Source organism: Stenotrophomonas sp. YJH_SMC_4 (assembly GCF_059371575.1).
In genome coordinates, this window is record NZ_JCAFUR010000002.1 from 238,055 (window position 1) to 259,897 (window position 21,843).

The window sequence follows — 21,843 nt, forward strand, 5'->3', positions numbered from 1 at the left end:
TTTTTCTTTATCCGCTAGTGCCGGCCGCTGGCCGGCAACCGCATCATTCACGCATTCCCGGGTTGCCGGCCAGCGGCCGGCACTACCGTCAACGTGATCCCTGCCAGCGCTGCAACCCACGCGCGATCCGTGCCACCGCCTCCTGCAACCGCGGCACTTCCTGGGTATAGGCCAGGCGCACGTGCTGGTTGGCGCGATGGAAGCCGAAATCCAGCCCGGGCGTGAATGCCACGTGCTCGGTTTCCAGGAAATGGGCGCAGAACGCCTGTGCGTCATCGGTGAATGCGCTGACATCGGCGTACAGGTAGAACGCACCCTGCGGCTCGACTTCGATGCGGAAGCCCAGCTCGCGCAGCGCGGGCAGCAGGAAGTCGCGGCGCTGGCGGAACGCTTCGCGACGCTGTTCGAAGATCGACATCGCTTCGTCGCTGAAACACGCCAGTGCGGCATGCTGGGCGATGCTCGATGCGCTGATGTACAGGTTCTGCGCGAGTTTCTCCAGGTCCGGCACGGCTGCTGGCGGTGCCACCAGCCAGCCCAGCCGCCAACCGGTCATGCCGAAGTATTTGGAAAAGCTGTTCAGCACGAATGCGCTGTCATCCACCTGCAGCACGCTGGGTGCATCCAGGCCATAGGTGAGGCCGTGGTAGATCTCGTCCACCACCAGGTGACCACCGCGCGCGTGCAGGGTCTTCGACAGGGCGGCCAGTTCGTCGGCGGAGAGCACGGTGCCGGTCGGGTTGGCCGGTGAGGCAACCAGCGCGCCGACGCTGTCGGCACTCCAATGCTGTTCCACCAGCGACGGTGTGAGCTGGTAGGCAGTGTCCGGGCCGACCGGCACCAGCTGTGCGCCGCCTTCAACGAGGCGCAGGAAGTGGCGGTTGCACGGATAACCAGGGTCGGCCAGCAGCCAGTGGCGGGCGGGATCGACCAGCAGGCTGCTGGCCAGCAGCAGCGCACCGGAGCCGCCGGGGGTGACCAGGATGCGTTCGGGGTCGATGTCCAGCCCGTAGTGGCTGCGATAGAAGCCGCTGATCGCCTGGCGCAGGGCTGGCAGGCCACGTGCGGCGGTGTAGCGGGTATGGCCGGCGGCCAATGCGGCCTGGCCAGCACGCACGATCGGTTCGGCGGTGGTGAAGTCCGGTTCGCCGATTTCCAGGTGGATCACGTCGTGGCCGGCCTGTTCCAGCGCCTGCGCGCGGGCCAGCAGGGACATCACGTGGAACGGAGCGATTTCATGGCTGCGCCGGCTGTAGCCCGGCGTATGGGGCAGGGTACTCATGCAGCCCATGGTACGCCGCGCACCGGGGTCACGCGCTCTGGCAGTGCCGGCCGCTGGCCGGCAACCGACCCACCCGCAGGCCGTGAGGGTGCCGGCCAGCGGCCGGCACTACCGGCAGGCATGGCCACCATGACGTTCCGCAGGGTTGCCCACCGTCCTTCCGCAACCCAGACTCGGGCGCAAGGACGCCATTGCATTGCCCCTCAAGGAGCCCTATCTCATGAAATCCACCCTCTGCCTGTTGCTTGCCAGCCTGATGACCACCACTGCCACCGCCGCCACTCCGCCCGTTCCGCCGGATGCCGCCAAGCATCCGCATGTGGTCAAGGCGCCGTTCGGCGCGACCCGCAACGATGACTATTACTGGCTGCGCGACGACAAGCGCGGGAACAAGGACATGCTGGCCTACCTGCAGGCCGAGAATGCCTATGCCGACCAGCTGCTGGCGCCGCTGAAGCCGCTGGAGGACACCCTGTACAAGGAGATCGTCGGCCGCATCAAGCAGGACGATTCCAGCGTGCCGGCGCGCGAGCGTGGCTACTGGTACTACAGCCGCTTCGAAACCGGCCAGGACTACCCGATCCACGCACGCCGCAAGGGCAGCATGGAGGCCGCCGAGGAAATCCTGCTGGACGTCAACGCGATGGCTGCCGGCAAGGGCTATTTCAGCGTCGGCTCGATGGAAGTCAGCCAGGACAACCAGCTGCTGGCCTGGGCCGATGATGATGTCGGCCGCCGCCAGTACACCATCCGCTTCAAGGACCTGGCCACCGGCAAGGTGCTGCCCGATGTGATCACCGGCAGCTCGGGCGACCTGGTCTGGGCCGACGACAACCGCACCGTGCTGTACGTCGAGAACGATCCGGAAACGTTGCTGACCGTGCGCGTGAAGAAGCACGTGCTGGGCACCGCGGCCAGCGCCGACACCATCGTCTACGAAGAGAAGGACGACAGCTTCTACATGGGCATCGGCCGCACCCGCGACGATCGCTTCATCACCATCGGCGTGCACAGCACCGTGTCCTCGGAAGAGCGTTACGCGCCGGCCAGCGACCCGACCCACTTCACTGTGCTGGCGCCGCGCCAGCGCGATGTCGAGTACGACGCCGACCACTACGATGGCCGCTGGGTGATCCGCACCAACGACGGTGCGAAGAATTTCAAGCTGGTCACCGCACCGACCGATGCGACCTCGCGTGCGCAGTGGAAGGACTGGATCGCGCACGACGATGCGGTGTTCATCGAAGGCTTCGAACTGTTCGATGGCTACACCGCCATCGCCGAACGCTCCGAGGGCCTGGAACGCATCCGCCTGCTGTTCAAGGATGGTCGCAGCGACTACGTGAAGGCCGACGAGCCGGCGTACTCGATGGGCCTGGGCGACAACACCGAGGCCGATACGCCCTGGTTGCGCTACGTCTACACCTCGATGACCACCCCCACCACCGTGTTCGAACTGAACACCGCCACCGGTGAGCGCCGCCAGCTGAAGGTGCAGCCGGTGATCGGCTATGACGCGTCGAAGTACGAAACCGACCGCGTCTGGATCACCGCGCGCGATGGCGTGAAGGTGCCGGTGTCGCTGGTCTACCGCAAGGGCTACCAGAAGGATGGCAAGGGCGCGTTGTTCCAGTACGCCTATGGCAGCTACGGCATGTCGATGGACCCGTACTTCAACCAGACCGCGGTGAGCCTGCTCGACCGTGGCGTGGTGTATGCCATCGCCCACATCCGCGGTGGCCAGGAAATGGGCCGCGACTGGTACGAGAACGGCAAGCTGCTGCACAAGCAGAACACCTTCAACGACTTCATCGACGTCACCCGTGGCCTGGTGGCGCAGGGCTGGGCGGCGAAGGACCGCGTGGCGGCATCCGGCGGCAGTGCCGGTGGCCTGCTGATGGGCGCGGTGGCCAACCAGGCGCCGCAGGACTACCGCGTGATGGTGGCCCAGGTGCCGTTCGTCGACGTGGTGACCACCATGCTCGACCCGACCATTCCGTTGACCACCAACGAGTACGACGAGTGGGGCAACCCGGAGCAGAAGCAGTTCTACGACTACATGCTGTCCTACTCGCCCTACGACAACGTCAGCAAGCAGGCCTATCCGGCGCTGTTCGTGGGCACCGGCCTGTGGGATTCGCAGGTGCAGTACTGGGAACCGGCCAAGTGGGTGGCCAAGCTGCGTGACGACAACACCGGCCACTACCCGATCCTGTTCCGCACCAACATGGAAGCCGGCCATGGCGGCAAGTCGGGGCGCTTCCAGCGCTACCGCGAGCTGTCCGAGTCGTACGCATTCGTGCTGCAGCAGCTGGGCATCGCCCAGCCGTGATCGCGACAGGGTGCCGGGCACTGCCTGGCACCCTGAACCGGTATCCTTGCGGCCATGAGCGCGCCAGATCCTTCCGTCCCTCGCGATGCCACCACGCCTCCGCGCGTGGTGCGTTTCCGCTGGGCGTGGTGGCTGCTGGCCTATGTCAGCCTCGGCACCGGCATCGTCGGCATCTTCGTACCGGGCCTGCCGACCACCGTATTCATCCTGATCTCGGCCTGGGCCGCCTCGCGTGGCTCCGAACGCCTGCACAACTGGCTGCTGCAGCATCCACGCTTCGGCCCGGCCATCGCCAACTGGCAGGCACACGGGGCGGTCAGCCGCTACGGCAAGTGGATGGCCGCGATCACCATGGCGGTATGCGCCGGCATCATGCTCTGGTGCGTGCCGATTGCCTGGGTGAAGTGGTTCTCGATCGGCAGCATGACCGTGGTGGCGATCTGGCTGTGGACCCGGCCGTTGCCGCCCACCGCGGATTGAGCACCTGCGGTAGTGCCGGCCGCTGGCCGGCAACCCGATCCCCTGCACCAACCGCTCAGCCGCCAATGGCTATACTCGGGGCATGAAGATCCCCCATCGAAACGCCATCCTGATTCCGCTGGCAGCGGCTTCGCTGCTGTTCCTCGCCGCCTGCGGCAACAAGGGCCCGCTGGTACTGCCGCAGAAGCCGGTGCCGGTGGAAGAAACCGTCGAACCTGTTGCCGAGCCCGCTACCGAAGCGACCCCGGCGCAGACCGAAGGCAGCGGCACCCCGGCCACGACCGTGGAGCCGGCTGCACCGACCACGCAACCGGCGCCTGCGCCTGCGAAGAAGGTGGGCGGCGGGAATGAGTAAGGCCGGTTCCAAGGCCCTGCGCTTCAGCAAGATGCATGGCGCGGGCAATGATTTCGTAGTGATCGACCTGCGTGACGGCACCGCGCCGCCCACGCCTGAACTGGCCGCGCAGCTGGCCGACCGCCACACCGGCGTCGGCTGCGATCAGATCCTGACCATCGAAGCGCCGCGCGCGGAAGGCGCGGTGGCGTCGTACCGCATCTGGAATGCCGACGGCTCCAATTCCGAACAGTGCGGCAATGGCGCGCGCTGCATCGCCGCCTGGCTGGTGCGCGAAGGCAGTGCGCAGGGCGACCGCTTCGTCATCGACAGCCCGCTGGCCAGCCATGAGGTGGAAGTGCTGGGCGATGGCCAGTTCGCGGTGACCATGGGCGTGCCGGCGTTCGAGCCGGCCAACGTGCCGCTGGTGGGTTTCGCCCACGCGCGCGAGGAATACCTGCTGCCGCTGCAGGGCGAAAGCGTGCGTTTCGCTGCGGTGTCGATGGGCAACCCGCATGCGGTGATCGAAGTGGGCCTGATCGATGCTGCACCGGTCGAGCGCGTCGGTGCGCTGCTGCAGCAGCATGCCTCGTTCCCGCGCTCGGTGAACGTGGGCTTCGCCCAGGTGATGGGCCCGGCGCATGCACGTCTGCGTGTGAATGAACGCGGCGTCGGTGAAACCCTGGCCTGCGGCAGTGGCGCCTGCGCCGCTGCGGTGACCCTGATGCAGCGCGGCCGCCTGCAGCGTGATGCACGCATCAGCCTGCCCGGTGGTGACCTGCGCATCCAGTGGCCGGGCGATGGCCAGCCTGTGGTGATGGCCGGCCCGACTGCATTCGTCTTCGAAGGGGAGTGGATGGCATGACCGAAACCGTCGACAAGCTCGGGGCCCACGAAGTCGCTGCCTGGTTGCGGCGACATCCCGGCTTCCTCAAGCAGTTCCCGGACCTGGCCCTGACCCTGGTGGTGCCGCGTGACGACGGCCCGACCGCGTCGCTGGCCAGCTACCAGCTGGAGGTGCTGCGCGAGAAGAACCGCGAGTTGGCACGACGGTTGGCCGACCTGGGCGCGACTGCCCAGGTCAACGAACGCCTGGCGGTGCGCACGCACCAGCTGACCCTGGCGTTGATGAAGCAGGACAACGCCGCCGACACCCTGCGTGCGATGGCGGCCTCGCTGCAGGAAGATTTCGCCGGCGACCTGGTGCGATTGGTGGTGCACACGCCGGTGGCCGGGCTGGAACAGGCCGACTGGTTGCAGGTGATCGCCGCCGATGATCCGCAGCTCGGCCCGTTCCGCGACTGCCTGAAGGACGGCGAGCCGATCTGCGGCCGCCTGCAGCCGGAAAAGAATGCTGTGCTGTATGGCGTGCGCAGCGAGGAAGTGCAGACCACCGCGCTGCTGCCGTTGCCGGGCGTGGGCCTGATTGCGGTGGGCAGCCACGATCCGAACCGTTTCTATCCGGGCATGGGCACGCTGTTCCTGCGCATGATGGGCGACGCCCTGGTCGCCGGCCTGAAGCGCTTCCCGGGCTGAGCAGGACACGACGATGAGCGCGGTACAGGCCTTCCTGCAGCATCTGCAGGTAGAGCGGCGGATGTCGGCGCATACGCTCGATGCCTACCGCCGTGACCTGGACGCGCTGTCGGTCTGGGCCGAGCCGCGCGGTGTTGCGGTGGAGGCACTCGATGCCGACGCGCTGCGCCAGTTCGTCGCCGATGAGCACCGCCGTGGCCTGTCGGCCAAGAGCCTGCAGCGCCGCTTGTCCGCCTGCCGCAGCTTCTATGCCTGGCTGCTCAAGCACGGCCGCATCGAGGTCAGTCCTGCAGCAACGCTGAAGGCGCCGCGCGCGCCGCGCCGGTTGCCACAGGTCCTCGACGCCGATGAGGCCGTGCAGCTGGTCGAGCTGGAGCCGGAAGGTGAACTCGGCCGCCGTGACCGCGCGCTGCTGGAACTTTTTTATTCTTCCGGCCTGCGCCTGAGCGAAGTCTGCGCGCTGACCTGGCGCGATCTGGATTTCGACAGCGGGCTGGTCAACGTGCTGGGCAAGGGCAATCGGCAGCGCCGCGTGCCGTTCGGCCGGCCGGCGCGCGAAGCGCTGCAGGCGTGGCGCGCCGAAAGTGGCGGTGGTCCGGCCTCGCCGGTATTTCCCGGCCGCAACGGACCGATCAGCCAACGCGCGGTGCAGATCCGCATCCGCCAGCTGGCGCAGCGCCAGGGCCTGTTCAAGCACGTGCACCCGCACATGCTGCGGCACAGTTTCGCCAGCCATATCCTGGAATCATCCGGTGATCTGCGCGGCGTGCAGGAGCTGCTGGGCCATGCCGACATCGCCACCACCCAGATCTACACCCACCTGGATTTCCAGCACCTGGCCAAGGTCTACGACGCGGCGCATCCGCGCGCGAAGCGTCGAAGCAGCAGCGAGGGCAGCGGAGAAAGCTGAACGTTGCCCGTGCGGCAGCCGGTCGCGGGTGGCTTGAAGGGCGCAGGGCAGTCCCCACCTCTGGTTCTGTCACCCCGGAGGCATCATGGACCCCAGTCAGAACCCCAACGTTTTCCACGCCACCACCATCGTCTGCGTCCGTCGCGGCGAGCACGTGGCCATTGCCGGCGACGGCCAGGTCACGCTGGGCCACACCGTGATGAAGGGCAATGCGCGCAAGGTGCGCCGCCTCGGTCGTGATGGCCAGGTGCTGGCCGGCTTTGCCGGTGCCGCCGCCGATGCCTTCACCCTGTTCGAGCTGTTCGAGGCCAAGCTGGAAAAGCACGGCCAGTTGCAGCGTGCTGCGGTCGAACTGGCCAAGGATTGGCGCACCGAGCGCCGCCTCGGAAAGCTTGAAGCCCTGTTGGCCGTGGCCGACAAGGAAACCTCGCTGATCATCAGCGGCACCGGCGATGTGATCGAACCGGAGGACGGCATCATCGCCATCGGTTCCGGTGGCTCGTATGCACTGTCGGCCGCCCGTGCGCTGATGGCACACACCGAACTGGATGCGCGCACCATCGCCAGCGAAGCGATCGGCATTGCCGGCGATATCTGCATCTACACCAACCGCAACGTGGTGGTCGAGGAACTCTGAGGGTCGCGCCGGCTGCTGGCCGGCAACCTCATGATCCCCCACACGCGTGCCTGGTTGCCGGCCAGCGGCCGGCACGACCGACAACGAATTCGTGAGCACATCCATGTCGAAGATCGAAGTTTCCTCCGCCACCATGACCCCGCGCGAGATCGTGCAGGAACTGGACCGGCATATCGTGGGCCAGCACGACGCCAAGCGCGCCGTGGCCATCGCCCTGCGCAACCGCTGGCGCCGCATGCAGCTGGTGCCTGAGCTGCGCAATGAAGTGATGCCGAAGAACATCCTGATGATCGGCCCGACCGGCGTCGGCAAGACCGAGATCGCGCGTCGCCTGGCCACGCTGGCCAACGCGCCGTTCGTGAAGGTCGAAGCCACCCGCTTCACCGAAGTCGGATACGTCGGCAAGGACGTCGAGCAGATCATCCGCGACCTCGCCGATACCGCAGTGAAGCTGTACCGCGAACAGGCCAAGGTGCGCGTGCGTACCCAGGCCGAGGAACGCGCCGAAGACCGCATCCTCGATGCGCTGCTGCCGCGCCGCAGCGGTGGCATCGGCTTCGATCCGGAAGTCGCCCGCAACGAACCGTCGGCGCAGGACAACGAGACCCGCATCAAGTTCCGCAAGATGCTGCGCAACGGTGAGCTGGACGAGCGCGAGATCGAACTCGACCTGGCCGCCAATGTCAGCATGGACATCATGACCCCGCCGGGCATGGAGGAAATGGGCCAGCAGCTGAAGTCGATGTTCGCCAACCTTGGCGGCGGCGCGAAGGCACACAAGCGCACGCTGACCATCAAGGCCGCGCGTCCGCTGCTGATCGAGGAAGAGGCCGGCAAGCTGGTCAACGAAGACGATATCCGCACCGCGGCGATCGAAGCCTGCGAGCAGCACGGCATCGTCTTCATCGACGAGATCGACAAGGTCGCCAAGCGTGGCGATAACGTGGGCGGCGGCGATGTCTCCCGCGAAGGCGTGCAGCGCGACCTGCTGCCGCTGGTGGAAGGCTCCAACGTGTCCACCAAGTACGGCACGATCAAGACCGACCACATCCTGTTCATTGCATCCGGTGCGTTCCACCTGGCCAAGCCCAGCGATCTGATTCCGGAGCTGCAGGGTCGCTTCCCGATCCGCGTTGAACTGGGTGCGCTGAGCAAGGGTGATTTCGTGCGCATCCTGACCGAGCCGAAGGCCGCGCTGACCAAGCAGTACGAGGCGCTGCTGGCTACCGAGGGCGTCAAGGTCAGCTTCACCGCCGACGCCATCGAGCGCCTGGCCGAAATCGCCTTCCAGGTGAACGAGCGCCAGGAGAACATCGGTGCCCGTCGCCTGCATACGGTGCTGGAGCGCCTGCTGGATTCGCTCAGCTACGAGGCACCGGACCGCGATGGCGAAAGCCTGGCGATCGACAGCGCCTACGTCGACAAGCACCTGGGTGAGCTGGTGCAGGACCCGGACCTGAGCCGCTACATCCTGTAATGCCCGTTGGAGTCGGATCCCTCGCCCCAGCGAGGGCTCTGACCCCGCCCGCTGCAACAGAAAAGGCCGCCGCAGGGCGGCCATTTTCTTGTGCGGTCAGCGCGATTGCCGGGTGCGGTAGTCCCGCAGCACCTGGTCGATCACCGCACTGGTGCGGGCGGCGCTGATGCTGGTCGAGGGCGAACGGCCGTTGCCGCGCAGCTCGTCCACGAGGGAGACGATCAATGGCTGCTGGACCGATGGCGGGTTCGGGATGTCGAATGCCTGCATGCCCGCTTCGGTCTCCAGAACCACTGGAACGTCCTCGAAGGTGGCAAAGCGCAGCTGCCCGCGGTCGCCGGTGATCTCGACCTCATCCAGGCGCCGGAACGCGCAGAAGCTCCATTGCGCGATGCCGTGCGCCCCGCTGCCGGTACGGAAGCACATCGAGACACTGTCCTCGGCGGCGTAGGCGCCGGTCAGCGAACTGGCCAGGCCACGCACGTCGCTCAGCGGCCCCAATAGATGGTCGAGCAGGTCCAGGGTATGCGAGCCCAGATCGACGAACAGCCCGCCGCCGGCGATCGACGGATTGGTCCGCCAGAAGTCGGGCGATGCGGCATTCGCCGAATGCGGCCGATGCAGGATGGCGCGCACGCTGCGCGGCGTTCCGATCGCGCCGTTGTCCAGCAGCTGCTTCACCTGTGCGAAGCGGGGCAGGGCACGGCGGTAGTAGGCCACGAACACGGGCACGCCGCTGCGGGCGCTGGCCGCGATGATGCGCTGGCACTCGTCGTGGTCCATGGCCATCGGCTTTTCGATGTAGACCGGCTTGCCCGCGGCGATCGCCTGCAGCGCGTAATGCATGTGCGTCGAGGGCGGCGTTGCCACGTAGACCGCGTTCACTTCCGGATCGGCGATGAGTGCGTCGGCGTCCGCGTACCAGCGCGGAATCGCGTGGCGCCGCGCATAATCCTCGGCCAATCCCGCATTGCGGCGCATGACCGCTGCCACCCGTGAGCCGGGTGTGCTGGCCAGGGGGGGGCCGCTCTTCTTCTCGGTGACGCTGCCACAGCCGATGAAGCCCCACACCACGTTGTCCAGGATCACGGGGCTGTCCTCAGATGGGCGCGGCGGTGGCGGCAGCAGCGCCACTCACGCTTCGGGCAGCGGCTCGGGCACAGTGCCCGGCACGAACACGCCGTCCTTCACGTAGGCGGCCAGGGTCATGTCCAGTGCGAGCATGCCGTCGCGCTTGAGGTCCATCAGGTCCGGTTCGACCATCGCCCCGTGCAGCACGCCCAGCACGGTGGCATGCAGCATGCGCGCGGCGATCTTGGGGTCGGCGCCTTCGCGCAGCTGGCCCAGATCGCGGGCGCGGCGCAGGGCACGCTCCATCCGGTCCAGCGCATCGCGGAATCCGGCCTGCTGCATTTCGGTCAGCACCCTGGTGTCGGCCGAGGCATCGCTGCGCAGCATGATCTCCATGGTCTTGCGCAGGCGCTCGTCTTCGGACAGCTCGATGAAGGAGTGGATCATCACCGCGCGCAGGTCGTGCACGGGGGTGTCGCGCTGGTCGGTCGAGGTGCGCTCCAGTTCCTGCATGAAGGGCAGGTGCACCCGTTCGACGATCGCGGCCAGCACCTCGCTCTTGTTCTTGAAGTGCCAGTAGACCGCGCCACGGGTATAGCCGGCGCGGGCGCCGATCATCTCCAGCGTGGTACGGGCCACGCCGTGTTCATGGAAGCAGGCTTCGGCGGCGTCAAGGATGCCTTCCCGGGTTGCCTGGGTGTCCTCTTTGGTCTTGCGGGCCATGTAGGTACGAGTGCGGGTGAAACGTGGCTGAATTGTACCGGTTTACAAACAAACAAGCATGTATGTATATTTCGCTCCCATCATTCCCGTCGTGTGCGTGGCAGGCCGGTCCGGCTCCCGCTCCACCCGGGTGGGCGCTGTTCTCACGGTCTTCACCTTTACCGGTCGAAGGGTCCGCCGTATCAGCGCCGGCTGAGATCCTTTCCTTCAAGAGCCTTTCCGTCATGTTGCTGAGCCGAATCCGACCCTTTGCACTGTCGCTGGCCATCGCCGCAGCCGTGGCTGCCTGCGGCGGCCAACCCCAGGCCCCCGAGCAGGGCCCGGGTGACGTCACCGTGGTCACGCTGAAGTCCGAGACCGTGGGCCTGACCCGCGAACTGCCGGGCCGTACCACCGCCTTCCTGGTCGCCGAAGTGCGCCCGCAGGTCAACGGCATCGTTGCCAAGCGCCTGTTCACCGAAGGCGGCATGGTCAAGGCCGGCGAGCCGCTCTACCAGATCGAGGACGCCAGCTATCGCGCCCAGGCCAACAGCGCCCGCGCCCAGCTGGCCCGCGCCGAAGCCACGGCCAACGCCGCGCGCCTGAGCGCCAAGCGCATCACCGAGCTGGCCAAGGTCGACGCGGTCAGCCAGCAGGACCTGGAAAACGCCGTGGCCGCGCAGAAGCAGGCCGAGGCCGATGTCGGTGCCGCCAAGGCCTCGCTGGACGCGGCCAACGTCACCCTCGGCTATGCCCGCATCACCGCGCCGATCAGCGGCCGCATCGGCAAGTCCAGCGTTACCCAGGGTGCGCTGGTCAGCGCCGGCCAGGCCAATGCACTGGCCACCGTGCAGCAGCTGGACCCGATCTACGTCGATCTGACCCAGTCCTCGGCCGAGCTGCTGCAGCTGCGCCGCGAACTTGCTGCCGGCCGCCTGCAGGACAACCAGACGCTGCCGGTCAGCATCCTGATGGAAGACGGCAGCACCTTCGAGCACAAGGGCACGCTGGAGTTCTCTGAAGTGAGCGTCGATCCAGCCACCGGCAGCTTCGGCCTGCGCGTGAAGGTGGACAACCCGGACGGCCTGCTGATGCCGGGCACCTACGTGCGCGCGGTGATCGGCGGCGGCGTGCGCAGCGATGCGGTGCTGGTACCGATGCAGGGCATCGCCCGCGATCCGAAGGGCGACACGACCGCGATGGTGGTCGGCAAGGACAACAAGGTCGAAGTGCGCCCGGTCAAGGTCAGCCGCACGGTCGGCGACAAGTGGCTGGTCGAGGACGGTCTGAAGGCCGGCGACAAGGTCATTGTCGAAGGCCTGCAGAAGATCGGCCCCGGCATGCCGGTCAAGGCCACCGAGAAGGGCGCTGCTCCGGCCAAGCCGGCAGCGGCCGCCCAGCCTGCCGCCCCGGCCGGCGACGCGAAGTAAGCGGAGAACCCCATGGCACGCTTTTTCATCGATCGACCCATCTTCGCGTGGGTGATCGCCATCATCATCATGCTCGCCGGCGGCCTGGCCCTGTTCAAGCTGCCGGTCTCGATGTACCCCAACGTCGCACCACCGGCGGTGGAAATCAGCGCCACCTACCCGGGTGCATCGGCCAAGGTGGTCGAGGACTCGGTGACGCAGATCATCGAGCAGAACATGAAGGGCCTTGATGGTCTGATCTACTTCTCCTCCAACAGCTCGTCCAACGGCCAGGCCACCATCACCCTGACCTTCGAGAGCGGCACCAACCCGGACATCGCCCAGGTGCAGGTGCAGAACAAGCTGCAGCTGGCCATGCCGCTGCTGCCGCAGGAAGTGCAGCGGCAGGGCATCAACGTGGCCAAGTCCAGCTCGGGCTTCCTGAACGTCATCGCGTTCGTGTCCGAGAACGGCAGCATGGATGCCAACGACATCGCCGACTACGTCGGTTCCAATGTCGTCGATCGCCTGAGCCGCGTGCCGGGCGTGGGCAACATCCAGGTGTTCGGTGGCAAGTACGCCATGCGCATCTGGCTGGATCCGAACAAGCTGCATACCTATGGCCTGTCGGTTGCGGAAGTGACCGCAGCGATCAAGGCACAGAACGCGCAGGTGGCCATCGGCCAGCTTGGCGGTGCACCGTCGATCAAGGGCCAGCAGCTCAACGCCACCATCAACGCGCAGTCGCGCCTGCAGACCCCGGAACAGTTCCGCAACATCATCGTGCGCGGTGCGCAGGACGGTGCCGAGCTGCGCCTGGGGGATGTCGCCCGCGTCGAGCTGGGTGCCGAGTCCTACGACTTCGTCACCCGCTACAACGGCCAGCCGGCCAGCGGCCTGGCGGTGACCCTGGCCACCGGCGCCAACGCGCTGGATACCGCTGCTGGTGTGAATGCCGCGCTGGAAGACATGAAGAGCTTCTTCCCGGCCGGGCTGAAGGCGGAGGTCCCGTACGACACCACCCCGTTCGTGCGCGTGTCGATCAAGGGCGTGGTGCAGACCCTGATCGAAGCGATCGTGCTGGTGTTCGTGGTGATGTACCTGTTCCTGCAGAACTTCCGCGCCACCCTGATCCCGACCATCGCCGTGCCGGTGGTGCTGCTGGGTACCTTCGGCGTGCTGGCCATGCTCGGCTTCTCGGTGAACATGCTGACCATGTTCGCGATGGTGCTTGCGATCGGCCTGCTGGTGGACGATGCCATCGTGGTGGTGGAGAACGTCGAGCGCATCATGTCCGAGGAAGGACTGTCGCCGCTCGAGGCGACCCGCAAGTCGATGGGCCAGATCACCGGCGCGCTGGTGGGCATCGGCCTGGTGCTGTCGGCGGTGTTCGTGCCGATGGCCTTCATGAGTGGCTCCACCGGCGTGATCTACCGCCAGTTCTCGGCCACGATCGTCTCGGCGATGGCATTGTCGGTGCTGGTCGCGATCGTGCTGACCCCGGCGCTGTGCGCGACCATGCTCAAGCCGCTGAAGAAAGGTGAGCACCACGTCGCCCACCGCGGCCTGGCCGGTCGCTTCTTCAATGGCTTCAACCGTGGATTCGACCGCACCAGCGAAAGCTACCAGCGTGGCGTGCGCGGCATCATCCATCGCCCGTGGCGCTTCATGGGCATCGTGGCGGCGCTGTTCGTGCTGATGGGCGTGTTGTTCGTGCGCCTGCCCAGCTCATTCCTGCCCAACGAAGACCAGGGCGTGTTGATGGCGCTGGTGCAGGCCCCGGTGGGTGCCACCCAGGAACGTACGCTGGAATCGATCGCGGCGCTGGAAAACCACTTCCTGCAGAACGAGAAGGATGCGGTGGACTCGGTGTTCTCGGTGCAGGGCTTCAGCTTCGCCGGCATGGGCCAGAACGCCGGCATGGCATTCGTCAAGCTGAAGGACTGGAGCGAGCGTGACGCCAACAATGGTGTGATGCCGATCACCGGACGCGCGATGGCGGCCCTGGGCCAGATCAAGGATGCCTTCATCTTCGCCTTCCCGCCGCCGGCCATCCCGGAACTGGGCACTGCCTCGGGCTATACCTTCTTCCTGAAGGACAACAGCGGCCAGGGCCACGAGGCACTGGTGGCCGCGCGCAACCAGCTGCTCGGCCTCGCCGCCGGCAGCAAGAAGCTGGCCAACGTGCGCCCGAACGGCCAGGAGGACACGCCGCAGTTCCGCATCGACATCGACGCGGCCAAGGCGATCTCGCTGGGGCTGTCAATCGACCAGATCAACGGCACGCTGGCCGCCGCGTGGGGCAGCTCGTACATCGACGACTTCGTCGATCGTGGCCGCGTCAAGCGTGTGTTCGTGCAGGCCGACCAGCCGTTCCGCATGGTGCCGGAGGACTTCGATCTCTGGTCCGTGAAGAACGACAAGGGTGAAATGGTGCCGTTCAGTGCCTTCGCTACCAAGCACTGGGATTACGGTTCGCCGCGCCTGGAACGCTACAACGGTGTGTCGGCCATGGAAATCCAGGGCGAACCGGCCCCGGGTGTCGCCTCCGGTGATGCCATGGCCGAGATCGAACAGCTGGCCAAGCAGCTGCCGGCGGGCTTCGGCATCGAATGGACGGCGATGTCGTACCAGGAGCGCCAGGCTGGCTCGCAGACGCCACTGCTGTACACGCTCTCGCTGATGATCGTATTCCTGTGCCTGGCCGCGATGTACGAAAGCTGGAGCGTGCCGACCGCAGTGCTGCTGGCGGCCCCGCTGGGCATCCTCGGCGCGGTGCTGGCCAATACCTTCAAGGGCCTGGAACGCGATATCTACTTCCAGGTGGCGATGCTGACCACGGTGGGCCTGACCAGCAAGAACGCGATCCTGATCGTGGAGTTCGCCAAGGAGAACCTGGAGAAGGGCGCAGGCCTGATCGAATCGATCATGCATGCCGTGCGCGACCGCCTGCGTCCGATCGTGATGACCTCGCTGGCCTTCGGCATGGGCGTGGTACCGCTGGCGATCTCCACCGGTGCCGGTTCCGGCGCCAAGCAGGCGATCGGCACCGGCGTGCTCGGCGGCATGATCGTCGGCACCGTGCTCGGTGTGTTCTTCGTGCCGCTGTTCTTCGTGGTGGTGCAGCGCGTGTTCAAGCGCAAATCCACGACGTGACCTGAAACGGTCATGCCGGCCTCAGGCTGGCGTTGTCGAAACGGTAGTGCCGGCCGCTGGCCGGCATGACCTCCTGCCATCCGGCAGTACCGATGGAAGTCATTCCCATGAAAAGTGCATCCCTGTTCCTTTCCATTGCCGCTGTGCTCGCGCTCGCCGGCTGCTCCACCCTGGTGCCGAAGAACACCGCTGTCGCCCCGGCGATCCCGGCGCAGTGGCCGGCCGAGGCCGCGCAGGGCGAGGTGGCCGATGTCGCCGCCGTCGGCTGGCGCGACTTCTTCACCGATGCGCGCCTGCAGCAGGTGATCGACCAGTCGCTGCAGAACAACCGCGATCTGCGCGTGGCCGTGCTCAACGTTGAGCGCGCGCGCGGCCAGTACCGTGTGCAGCGCGCTGATCGCGTGCCCGGCGTGGCCGTTACCGGCCAGATGCAGCGCCAGGGCACCGACGCCGGTGTCAACGAACAGTTCACCGCCGGTGTCGGCGTGGCCGAGTTCGAGCTGGATCTGTTCGGCCGCGTGCGCAATCTCAGTGAAGCTGCGCTGCAGCAGTACTTCGCGGTGGCCGCCAACCGCCGCAACGCGCAGTTGAGCCTGGTGGCCGAGACGGCCACCGCATGGCTGACCTACGGTGCCGATGCGCAGCGGCTGAAGATCGCCGATGCCACGCTGAAGACCTACGAGGATTCGCTGCGCCTGGCCGAGGCCCGCCACGAACGTGGTGGCAGTTCGGCGCTGGAGCTGACCCAGACCCGTACCCTGGTCGAGACCGCGCGTACGGACGCCGCACGCCTGCGTGGCCAGCTGGCCCAGGACCGCAACGCGCTGGCGCTGCTGGCCGGTGGCCAGCTGGATCCGGCGCTGCTGCCGGACAGCATCGAGCCGCAGCTGCTTGCACTGGCACCGCCGCCGGCCGGCCTGCCCAGCGACGTGCTGCTGCAGCGCCCGGACATCATGGCCGCCGAACACCAGCTGCTGGCGGCCAACGCCAATATCGGTGCGGCACGCGCGGCGTTCTTCCCGAGCATCTCGCTGACCGGCAGCATCGGCAGTGGTTCGAGCGAACTGTCCAACCTGTTCGACAGCGGTACGCGCGTGTGGAGCTTCCTGCCGAAGATCACGCTGCCGATCTTCCAGGGCGGCAAGCTGCGCGCCAACCTGGCCATCGCCAACGCGGATCGTGATATCGCTCTGGCGCAGTACGAGAAGTCGATCCAGGTGGGCTTCCGCGAAACCGCCGATGCGCTGGCGTTGAATGTCAGCCTGGACGAGCAGGTGAGTTCACAGCAGCGCCTGGTGGAAGCGGCCGAACAGGCCAACCGCCTGTCGCAGGCGCGCTACGACGCGGGCCTGGACAGCTTCGTGACCCTGCTTGATGCGCGGCGTACCGCCTACAACGCACAACAGACCCAGCTGCAGGCGCAGCTGGCGCAGCAGGCCAACCGCATCACCCTGTACAAGGTGATGGGCGGTGGCTGGCACGAGCGCAGCTGAAGGGCAGCCGGCCAGCGGCCGGCTCTACCCTGATGATCGATGGTAGTGCCGGCCGCTGGCCGGCATTGTCATTTCAGGACCTGCTACACCGCTTCATCGTCGCGCCGCGCTGCATGGCAGGCGCGCACCCGCGCGAGCGCATCGCCGGCTTCGCGCGCCATCTGCTCGTACTCGGCGCGGATCTCTTCCAGGCGCGCTTCGTCCAGTTCTTCCAGATCCAACAGTTCGTTGTTGGCTTCGGCCGTCGCCCGGATCAGCTCGTCCAGCTTGATCTGCATCGCGGCGGTGTCCGCGTTCTGCGTGTGCTGGATCAGGAACACCATCAGGAAGGTGATGATGGTGGTGCCGGTGTTGATCACCAGCTGCCAGGTGTCGTTGAAACCGAACACCGGGCCACTGATGCCCCAGATCACCACGATCGCTACTGCAGCCAGGAAGGTCCACGGCGAGCCGGTGGCGGCCGCGGCCTTCTTGGCGATCGTATTGAACAGGTTTCGTACTTTCATCGTCGTCGTCCCACTCAGGTGACGAGGATGATCGGCAGTGGCCCGTGCAGGCGCCGTGCAGCGGCGGTCAGGCGCGCATGCGCTGCAGCCGCGGTGCCTGCAGGCTGCGCACCGGACTGCTCTGGTAGACGTGCTGCCAGCAACGGTCGACGAATTCGCGGGCCTGGGCTTCACTCAGTCGCGGCATGATCTGCAGGGCGTACTGGGTCTGGAACATCTCGTCACGTTCGGCCTCGCTGGCGCGCGGCTGGGTGATCAGCGAATCGCAGGCAAACTTGATCCACGGCACGTACGAGCCGAACGAGTTCTGCGGCAGTGCGCCTTCGGCATGTTGGCGGCGCCAGTGATCCAGCTCGGCGTCAACGTTGATGACCGGAGGAATGGTGGGGACTTCAGCGTGCATGACAATCCAGTTCGGTTGAGTGGAAAGGGAGTGGGGGTTCATCGGAGTGTGGCGTATGTGGCGGTGCATGCCGCGTCAGCGCGATGTGGAGCTGGCGTTGGCATGTCCAATCAACTGCGCGTGCTCGACGGCACCGAGATCTTCGGCCAGGGTGGCCATCGCGTTGCACAGGCGCTCGTGGTCGAGCGGATGGCGACGGACCAGCTCCAGTTGCATGCGCTGGTAGGCGGTCCAGAACAACGCGCCGCGCCGGTGCAGTGCATATTGCCGCTGCAGGCGTTCGCGGATCGGGTCGAGGATCGAGTCTGGTGCAGGTCGTACGGCGTGCGCGCACATGGCTGGCTCCGCCGGGGAAAGAAGTCCCGGTAACCCCACCCTAGGCGCGGCAGCCGGGCGGGGTGTTATCGCAGCGTGTGCACGTTGCGCAGCTGACTGTGCACTGGTTCACGGCAATGGCCGCAAACGCTGCCGGCACTAGGGCGTGCCGGCACTGAAGCGTTCATTAAACGGGTTCAACAGGACACTGCGTGGTGATCATTCACCGATGTCTTCATTCCAGATCTCCGGGTGCTGCGCAATGAAGCCGCCCAGCAGGTCCACGCATTCCTGGCTGTCCAGGTCGATCACGTTGACGCCATTTTCCCGCAACCAGTCGATGCCGCCCTGGAAGGTGCGCGATTCGCCCACCACCACGGTGCCGATGTTGAACTGGCGCACCAGGCCAGAGCAGTACCAGCACGGTGCCAGGGTGGTGACCATGATCGTGTCCTGGTAACGGCGCTGGCGGCCGGCCTTGCGGAACGCATCGGTCTCGCCGTGCACCGACGGGTCGCCTTCCTGCACGCGGCGGTTGTGGCCGCAGCCAAGCAGGCGGCCGTCGTTGTGGTACAGGGCTGCGCCGATCGGCACGCCGCCCTCGGCCAGGCCCTGGCGGGCTTCGGCGATGGCGGTCTGCAGCAGGGCCTGGTAGTCGGGCGTGGTGATCATGCGGGGCTCCGGTAAGTCGTGGCCCGCCATGATACGGGCAGGGGGTGCCGCTGGCCCCCGGCGGTGCGATAATCGGGGCCATGAGCGAATCCCCCTACAAAGCCGGTACCACCCATTTCGGGTTCCGCGACGTCGCCGCCAAGGACAAGCAGAAGCTGGTCGGCCAGGTGTTCACCTCGGTCGCGCGCAACTACGACCTGATGAACGACCTGATGAGCCTGGGCGTGCACCGGGCGTGGAAGCGCTACTACGTGGCCACCGCGCAGGTGAAGCCGGGCGACCGCGTGCTCGATCTGGCGGGCGGCACCGGCGACATCGCCGCCCTGCTGAAGGAGCGCGTCGGCGCCGAGGGCTCGGTGGTGCTGGGCGACATCAACGCCGGCATGCTGTCGGTCGGCCGTGACCGCCTGACCAACCGCGGCCTGGTGCTCGGCCTGGACTACGTGCAGTGCAACGCCGAGGCCCTGCCGTTCCCGGACAACAGCTTCGACCTGGTCACCATCGCCTTCGGCCTGCGCAACGTGACCGACAAGGACGCTGGCCTGCGCGAGATGTACCGCGTGCTGAAGGTGGGCGGCCAGGCCCGCGTGCTGGAGTTCTCCGAAGTCACCGCGGACTGGTTCAAGCCGATCTACGACTTCCACTCGTTCAAGATCCTGCCGAAGCTGGGCAAGCTGTTCGCCAATGACTCGGACAGCTACCAGTACCTGGCCGAGAGCATCCGCAAGCACCCGCCGCAGGATGAACTGAAGGCGATGATGGGGCAGGCCGGGTTCGAGCGCTGCCACTACAAGAACCTGACCGGCGGCATCGTTTCGATCCACTCCGGCTACAAGCTGTAAGCCCCGCTCTGGTGGGTGCCAACCGTGGTTGGTGCTCGCCCGCTGCGGTGATCCGATCTGGTAGCTGCCGACCTTGGTCGGCACGGGCCTGCCGCATGCGTTGATGGATCCGTGCCAACCAAGGTTGGTACCTGCCTGTAGATGCCGACCTTGGTTGGCATGCGCCCGAGGCGCAGGATCGGCTTGCCTGCCATTACCCCGCACCGCGCAACGCCTGCCGGGCCGGAGGGAGGTACCATTGGGGTTTGATCCCCGTAACGGTCCCGATTCATGCGTAATCCGCTGATGCTCCTTCCGCTGGCCGTGGCCCTGGCCGCCGGCTGCTCCCAGGAGGCGGCCGCGCCCGCCGCCGCCCCGACTGCCGCAAAGGCCCCTGCCGCCCCCGTGAACGCCGAGAACCGCAGCCACGACGAAAGCTCGTACGCCGAGCCGGACAAGGTCGTCATCAAGGACATCGCGCTGGATCTGAAGCTCGACTTCGACCAGAAGCAGATTGGCGGCACCGCCACCTACACCCTGGAATGGAAGCAGAAGGACGCCAGGCAGCTGGTGCTCGACACCCGCGAGCTGACCGTGTCCAAGGTCGAGGCCGTCGCCGCCGATGGCGCGCGCAGCCCGCTGAAGTTCGAGCTGGCCGCCGCTGACAAGGTGTTCGGCAGCAAGCTGACCATCGAGGCCCCGGAACAGCCGGCCAAGGTGGAAGTGACCTACCACACCGCGCCGACCGCATCGGGCCTGCAGTGGCTGGCACCGTCGATGACCGAGGGCAAGAAGCTGCCCTTCATGTTCAGCCAGTCGCAGGCCATCCATGCCCGCTCCTGGGTGCCGCTGCAGGACACCCCGAGCGTGCGCTTCACCTACAGCGCGCACGTGGTCTCGCGCCCGGACGTGATGGTGCTGATGAGCGCCGACAACGATCCGAAGGCCGCGCGTGATGGTGACTACACCTTCAAGATGCCGCAGCCGATTCCGTCCTACCTGCTGGCCATCGCCGCCGGCGACCTGGTGTTCGAGCCGATCTCCGGCCGCTCCGGCGTCTGGGCCGAGCCGACCATGGTCAACAAGGCCGCCAAGGAATTTGAAGACACCGAGAAGATGATCGGTGCCGCCGAGAAGCTGTACGGCGAATACCGCTGGGGCCGCTACGACATGCTGGTGCTGCCGCCGTCGTTCCCGTTCGGCGGCATGGAAAACCCGCGCCTGACCTTCGCCACCCCGACCGTGATCGTCGGCGACAAGTCGCTGGTCTCGCTGGTCGCCCACGAACTGGCGCACAGCTGGTCGGGCAACCTGGTGACCAACGCCAGCTGGAAGGACATCTGGCTCAATGAAGGCTTCACCACCTACGTCCAGGGCCGCATCACCGAAGCCCTGTACGGCAAGGAGATGGCCGAGATGGAGAAGCAGATCGACCAGACCGACCTGCTGGCCGAAGTGAAGGACATGAGCCCGGCCGACCAGGCACTGGCGCTGCCGCCGCTGAACGAGCGTGATCCCGACGAAGCGCTCAGCCAGGTCGCCTACGTCAAGGGTTCGTGGTTCCTGGAGTTCCTGGAACAGCGCTTCGGCCGCGAGACCTTCGATCCGTTCCTGCGGGGCTGGTTCGATGACCACGCCTTCCAGAGCGCGAACACCGACCAGTTCGTCGCGTACATGAAGAAGAACCTGCTGCCGAAGAATCCGTCGGCCGTGACCGAGGCCGAACTGAAGGCGTGGCTGGACGAGCCGGGCATCCCGGCGTTCGCGGCCAAGGCGCAGTCGCGCAACTTCAGCAGCGTCGATACCGCGCGCATCGCATTCGCCAGCGCCGGTACCGTGCCCAGCAGCCAGGTCATCGCCGACTGGAGCACCCAGGAATGGGTGCGCTTCATCGACGGCCTCGGTGCGACCCAGCCGCTGGACAAGCTGGCCACGCTGGACAAGGCCTTCCACTTCACCGGCACCCCCAATGGCGAGATCGCCATGCGCTGGTACCCGCTGGCGATCCGCAGCGGCTACGAGCAGGCCAATGAAGGGGCGGCTGCATTCATCGAGCGCGTCGGCCGTCGCAAGCTGATCCTGCCGATCTACGCCGAACTGGTGAAGACCCCGAAGGGTCTGGAACTGGCCAAGCAGGCCTTCGAAAAGGCCAAGCCGGGCTACCACCCGATCACCACCGCCTCGGTCCAGGACATGCTGGCCAAGGCTGAAGCCAAGTAAGCGGTAGTGCCGGCCGCTGGCTGGCAACCGGTCACTGCTTCACCACCAACGGCGGGGAAACCCGCCGTTGGTGTATCCGCTTTTCGC

General features: G+C 66.5%; 20 protein-coding genes. 13 read left to right on the forward strand and 7 right to left on the reverse strand.

Going from position 1 to position 21,843, the window contains the following annotated elements; all coding sequences use genetic code 11:
• Window positions 1-88 precede the first annotated feature (88 nt).
• Window positions 89-1,282, reverse strand: a complete 1,194-nt coding sequence (locus tag AC5P9F_RS04610; RefSeq protein ID WP_172476267.1) for a pyridoxal phosphate-dependent aminotransferase — start codon at window positions 1,280-1,282, stop codon at window positions 89-91.
• A gap of 220 nt (window positions 1,283-1,502) precedes the next feature.
• Here AC5P9F_RS04610 and AC5P9F_RS04615 point away from each other — a divergent pair, with 220 nt between their 5' ends.
• From AC5P9F_RS04615 to hslU, 8 genes are all read left to right on the forward strand, one after another.
• The gene (locus AC5P9F_RS04615) at window positions 1,503-3,614 is read left to right on the forward strand and encodes a S9 family peptidase (protein WP_076739049.1); all 2,112 of its coding nucleotides are present in this window, start codon (window positions 1,503-1,505) and stop codon (window positions 3,612-3,614) included.
• A 54-nt stretch (window positions 3,615-3,668) separates the two neighbouring features.
• Entirely contained in the window at window positions 3,669-4,094 is a 426-nt protein-coding gene (locus AC5P9F_RS04620) for a YbaN family protein (RefSeq protein ID WP_100438140.1), read from the forward strand.
• A gap of 82 nt (window positions 4,095-4,176) precedes the next feature.
• A complete protein-coding gene (gene lptM / locus AC5P9F_RS04625) occupies window positions 4,177-4,449 on the forward strand; it encodes an LPS translocon maturation chaperone LptM (RefSeq protein ID WP_005411097.1) in 273 nt (90 codons plus the stop codon).
• Window positions 4,442-5,293: a diaminopimelate epimerase gene (gene dapF / locus AC5P9F_RS04630; RefSeq protein ID WP_005411096.1), complete on the forward strand. Its 852-nt coding sequence runs from the start codon at window positions 4,442-4,444 to the stop codon at window positions 5,291-5,293. Before lptM ends, dapF begins: the two co-directional genes overlap by 8 nt.
• Entirely contained in the window at window positions 5,290-5,964 is a 675-nt protein-coding gene (locus AC5P9F_RS04635) for a DUF484 family protein (protein WP_005411095.1), read from the forward strand. The genes dapF and AC5P9F_RS04635 overlap by 4 nt, the downstream gene beginning before the upstream one ends.
• Before the next feature lie 13 nt (window positions 5,965-5,977).
• Complete coding sequence (gene xerC / locus AC5P9F_RS04640) at window positions 5,978-6,874, forward strand: tyrosine recombinase XerC (RefSeq protein ID WP_005411094.1); 897 nt, start codon at window positions 5,978-5,980, stop codon at window positions 6,872-6,874.
• 85 nt (window positions 6,875-6,959) lie between these two features.
• Window positions 6,960-7,511 carry an ATP-dependent protease subunit HslV gene (gene hslV / locus AC5P9F_RS04645; protein ID WP_005411093.1) on the forward strand — a complete coding sequence of 184 codons (552 nt, stop codon included), beginning with the start codon at window positions 6,960-6,962 and terminating at the stop codon, window positions 7,509-7,511.
• A 103-nt stretch (window positions 7,512-7,614) separates the two neighbouring features.
• A complete protein-coding gene (hslU, locus tag AC5P9F_RS04650) occupies window positions 7,615-8,988 on the forward strand; it encodes an ATP-dependent protease ATPase subunit HslU (RefSeq protein ID WP_005414521.1) in 1,374 nt (457 codons plus the stop codon).
• A 96-nt stretch (window positions 8,989-9,084) separates the two neighbouring features.
• Here hslU and AC5P9F_RS04655 read toward each other — a convergent pair whose 3' ends face one another.
• On the reverse strand, window positions 9,085-10,077 hold the full coding sequence (locus AC5P9F_RS04655; RefSeq protein ID WP_100438143.1) for a Gfo/Idh/MocA family protein: 993 nt from the start codon (window positions 10,075-10,077) through the stop codon (window positions 9,085-9,087).
• Between the two features lie 45 nt (window positions 10,078-10,122).
• Window positions 10,123-10,782: an efflux transporter SmeDEF transcriptional repressor SmeT gene (gene smeT / locus AC5P9F_RS04660; RefSeq protein WP_005411090.1), complete on the reverse strand. Its 660-nt coding sequence runs from the start codon at window positions 10,780-10,782 to the stop codon at window positions 10,123-10,125.
• A gap of 224 nt (window positions 10,783-11,006) precedes the next feature.
• Here smeT and smeD point away from each other — a divergent pair, with 224 nt between their 5' ends.
• The 3 genes from smeD (at window position 11,007) to smeF (ending at window position 16,819) form a co-directional block, all read left to right on the forward strand.
• A complete protein-coding gene (smeD, locus tag AC5P9F_RS04665; RefSeq protein ID WP_164225391.1) occupies window positions 11,007-12,191 on the forward strand; it encodes a multidrug efflux RND transporter periplasmic adaptor subunit SmeD in 1,185 nt (394 codons plus the stop codon).
• Between the two features lie 12 nt (window positions 12,192-12,203).
• Window positions 12,204-15,326: a multidrug efflux RND transporter permease subunit SmeE gene (gene smeE / locus AC5P9F_RS04670; RefSeq protein ID WP_164225390.1), complete on the forward strand. Its 3,123-nt coding sequence runs from the start codon at window positions 12,204-12,206 to the stop codon at window positions 15,324-15,326.
• 92 nt (window positions 15,327-15,418) lie between these two features.
• Entirely contained in the window at window positions 15,419-16,819 is a 1,401-nt protein-coding gene (gene smeF / locus AC5P9F_RS04675) for a multidrug efflux RND transporter outer membrane subunit SmeF (protein ID WP_012481298.1), read from the forward strand.
• Window positions 16,820-16,902: 83 nt separating this feature from the next.
• Here the strand turns inward: smeF and AC5P9F_RS04680 are convergent, their stop codons facing one another.
• The 4 genes from AC5P9F_RS04680 to AC5P9F_RS04695 form a co-directional block, all read right to left on the reverse strand.
• Window positions 16,903-17,325, reverse strand: a complete 423-nt coding sequence (locus tag AC5P9F_RS04680; RefSeq protein WP_005411086.1) for a low affinity iron permease family protein — start codon at window positions 17,323-17,325, stop codon at window positions 16,903-16,905.
• Window positions 17,326-17,392: 67 nt separating this feature from the next.
• The gene (locus tag AC5P9F_RS04685) at window positions 17,393-17,728 is read right to left on the reverse strand and encodes a hypothetical protein (protein WP_049461452.1); all 336 of its coding nucleotides are present in this window, start codon (window positions 17,726-17,728) and stop codon (window positions 17,393-17,395) included.
• 75 nt (window positions 17,729-17,803) lie between these two features.
• Complete coding sequence (locus tag AC5P9F_RS04690; protein ID WP_005414515.1) at window positions 17,804-18,064, reverse strand: hypothetical protein; 261 nt, start codon at window positions 18,062-18,064, stop codon at window positions 17,804-17,806.
• Between the two features lie 198 nt (window positions 18,065-18,262).
• Window positions 18,263-18,715: a nucleoside deaminase gene (locus tag AC5P9F_RS04695; RefSeq protein WP_005411083.1), complete on the reverse strand. Its 453-nt coding sequence runs from the start codon at window positions 18,713-18,715 to the stop codon at window positions 18,263-18,265.
• Window positions 18,716-18,795: 80 nt separating this feature from the next.
• Between AC5P9F_RS04695 and ubiE the strand changes: the two genes are divergently transcribed.
• Both ubiE and AC5P9F_RS04705 read left to right on the forward strand, forming a co-directional pair.
• Window positions 18,796-19,557 carry a bifunctional demethylmenaquinone methyltransferase/2-methoxy-6-polyprenyl-1,4-benzoquinol methylase UbiE gene (ubiE, locus tag AC5P9F_RS04700; RefSeq protein WP_005411082.1) on the forward strand — a complete coding sequence of 254 codons (762 nt, stop codon included), beginning with the start codon at window positions 18,796-18,798 and terminating at the stop codon, window positions 19,555-19,557.
• 270 nt (window positions 19,558-19,827) lie between these two features.
• On the forward strand, window positions 19,828-21,756 hold the full coding sequence (locus AC5P9F_RS04705) for a M1 family metallopeptidase (protein ID WP_005414514.1): 1,929 nt from the start codon (window positions 19,828-19,830) through the stop codon (window positions 21,754-21,756).
• Window positions 21,757-21,843: the final 87 nt, after the last annotated feature.

What these genes read in the sequence shown, in the direction of transcription:
- smeT (WP_005411090.1), bottom strand. Translation starts at nt 10,782, where the DNA reads ATGGCCCGCAAGACCAAAGAGGACACCCAGGCAACCCGGGAAGGCATC.
- AC5P9F_RS04615 (WP_076739049.1), top strand. Translation starts at nt 1,503, where the DNA reads ATGAAATCCACCCTCTGCCTGTTGCTTGCCAGCCTGATGACCACCACT.
- AC5P9F_RS04620 (WP_100438140.1), top strand. Translation starts at nt 3,669, where the DNA reads ATGAGCGCGCCAGATCCTTCCGTCCCTCGCGATGCCACCACGCCTCCG.
- AC5P9F_RS04635 (WP_005411095.1), top strand. Translation starts at nt 5,290, where the DNA reads ATGACCGAAACCGTCGACAAGCTCGGGGCCCACGAAGTCGCTGCCTGG.
- smeE (WP_164225390.1), top strand. Translation starts at nt 12,204, where the DNA reads ATGGCACGCTTTTTCATCGATCGACCCATCTTCGCGTGGGTGATCGCC.
- AC5P9F_RS04680 (WP_005411086.1), bottom strand. Translation starts at nt 17,325, where the DNA reads ATGAAAGTACGAAACCTGTTCAATACGATCGCCAAGAAGGCCGCGGCC.
- AC5P9F_RS04610 (WP_172476267.1), bottom strand. Translation starts at nt 1,282, where the DNA reads ATGAGTACCCTGCCCCATACGCCGGGCTACAGCCGGCGCAGCCATGAA.
- ubiE (WP_005411082.1), top strand. Translation starts at nt 18,796, where the DNA reads ATGAGCGAATCCCCCTACAAAGCCGGTACCACCCATTTCGGGTTCCGC.
- smeD (WP_164225391.1), top strand. Translation starts at nt 11,007, where the DNA reads ATGTTGCTGAGCCGAATCCGACCCTTTGCACTGTCGCTGGCCATCGCC.
- AC5P9F_RS04705 (WP_005414514.1), top strand. Translation starts at nt 19,828, where the DNA reads ATGCGTAATCCGCTGATGCTCCTTCCGCTGGCCGTGGCCCTGGCCGCC.
- dapF (WP_005411096.1), top strand. Translation starts at nt 4,442, where the DNA reads ATGAGTAAGGCCGGTTCCAAGGCCCTGCGCTTCAGCAAGATGCATGGC.
- hslU (WP_005414521.1), top strand. Translation starts at nt 7,615, where the DNA reads ATGTCGAAGATCGAAGTTTCCTCCGCCACCATGACCCCGCGCGAGATC.
- xerC (WP_005411094.1), top strand. Translation starts at nt 5,978, where the DNA reads ATGAGCGCGGTACAGGCCTTCCTGCAGCATCTGCAGGTAGAGCGGCGG.
- lptM (WP_005411097.1), top strand. Translation starts at nt 4,177, where the DNA reads ATGAAGATCCCCCATCGAAACGCCATCCTGATTCCGCTGGCAGCGGCT.
- hslV (WP_005411093.1), top strand. Translation starts at nt 6,960, where the DNA reads ATGGACCCCAGTCAGAACCCCAACGTTTTCCACGCCACCACCATCGTC.
- smeF (WP_012481298.1), top strand. Translation starts at nt 15,419, where the DNA reads ATGGAAGTCATTCCCATGAAAAGTGCATCCCTGTTCCTTTCCATTGCC.
- AC5P9F_RS04685 (WP_049461452.1), bottom strand. Translation starts at nt 17,728, where the DNA reads ATGCACGCTGAAGTCCCCACCATTCCTCCGGTCATCAACGTTGACGCC.
- AC5P9F_RS04695 (WP_005411083.1), bottom strand. Translation starts at nt 18,715, where the DNA reads ATGATCACCACGCCCGACTACCAGGCCCTGCTGCAGACCGCCATCGCC.
- AC5P9F_RS04690 (WP_005414515.1), bottom strand. Translation starts at nt 18,064, where the DNA reads ATGTGCGCGCACGCCGTACGACCTGCACCAGACTCGATCCTCGACCCG.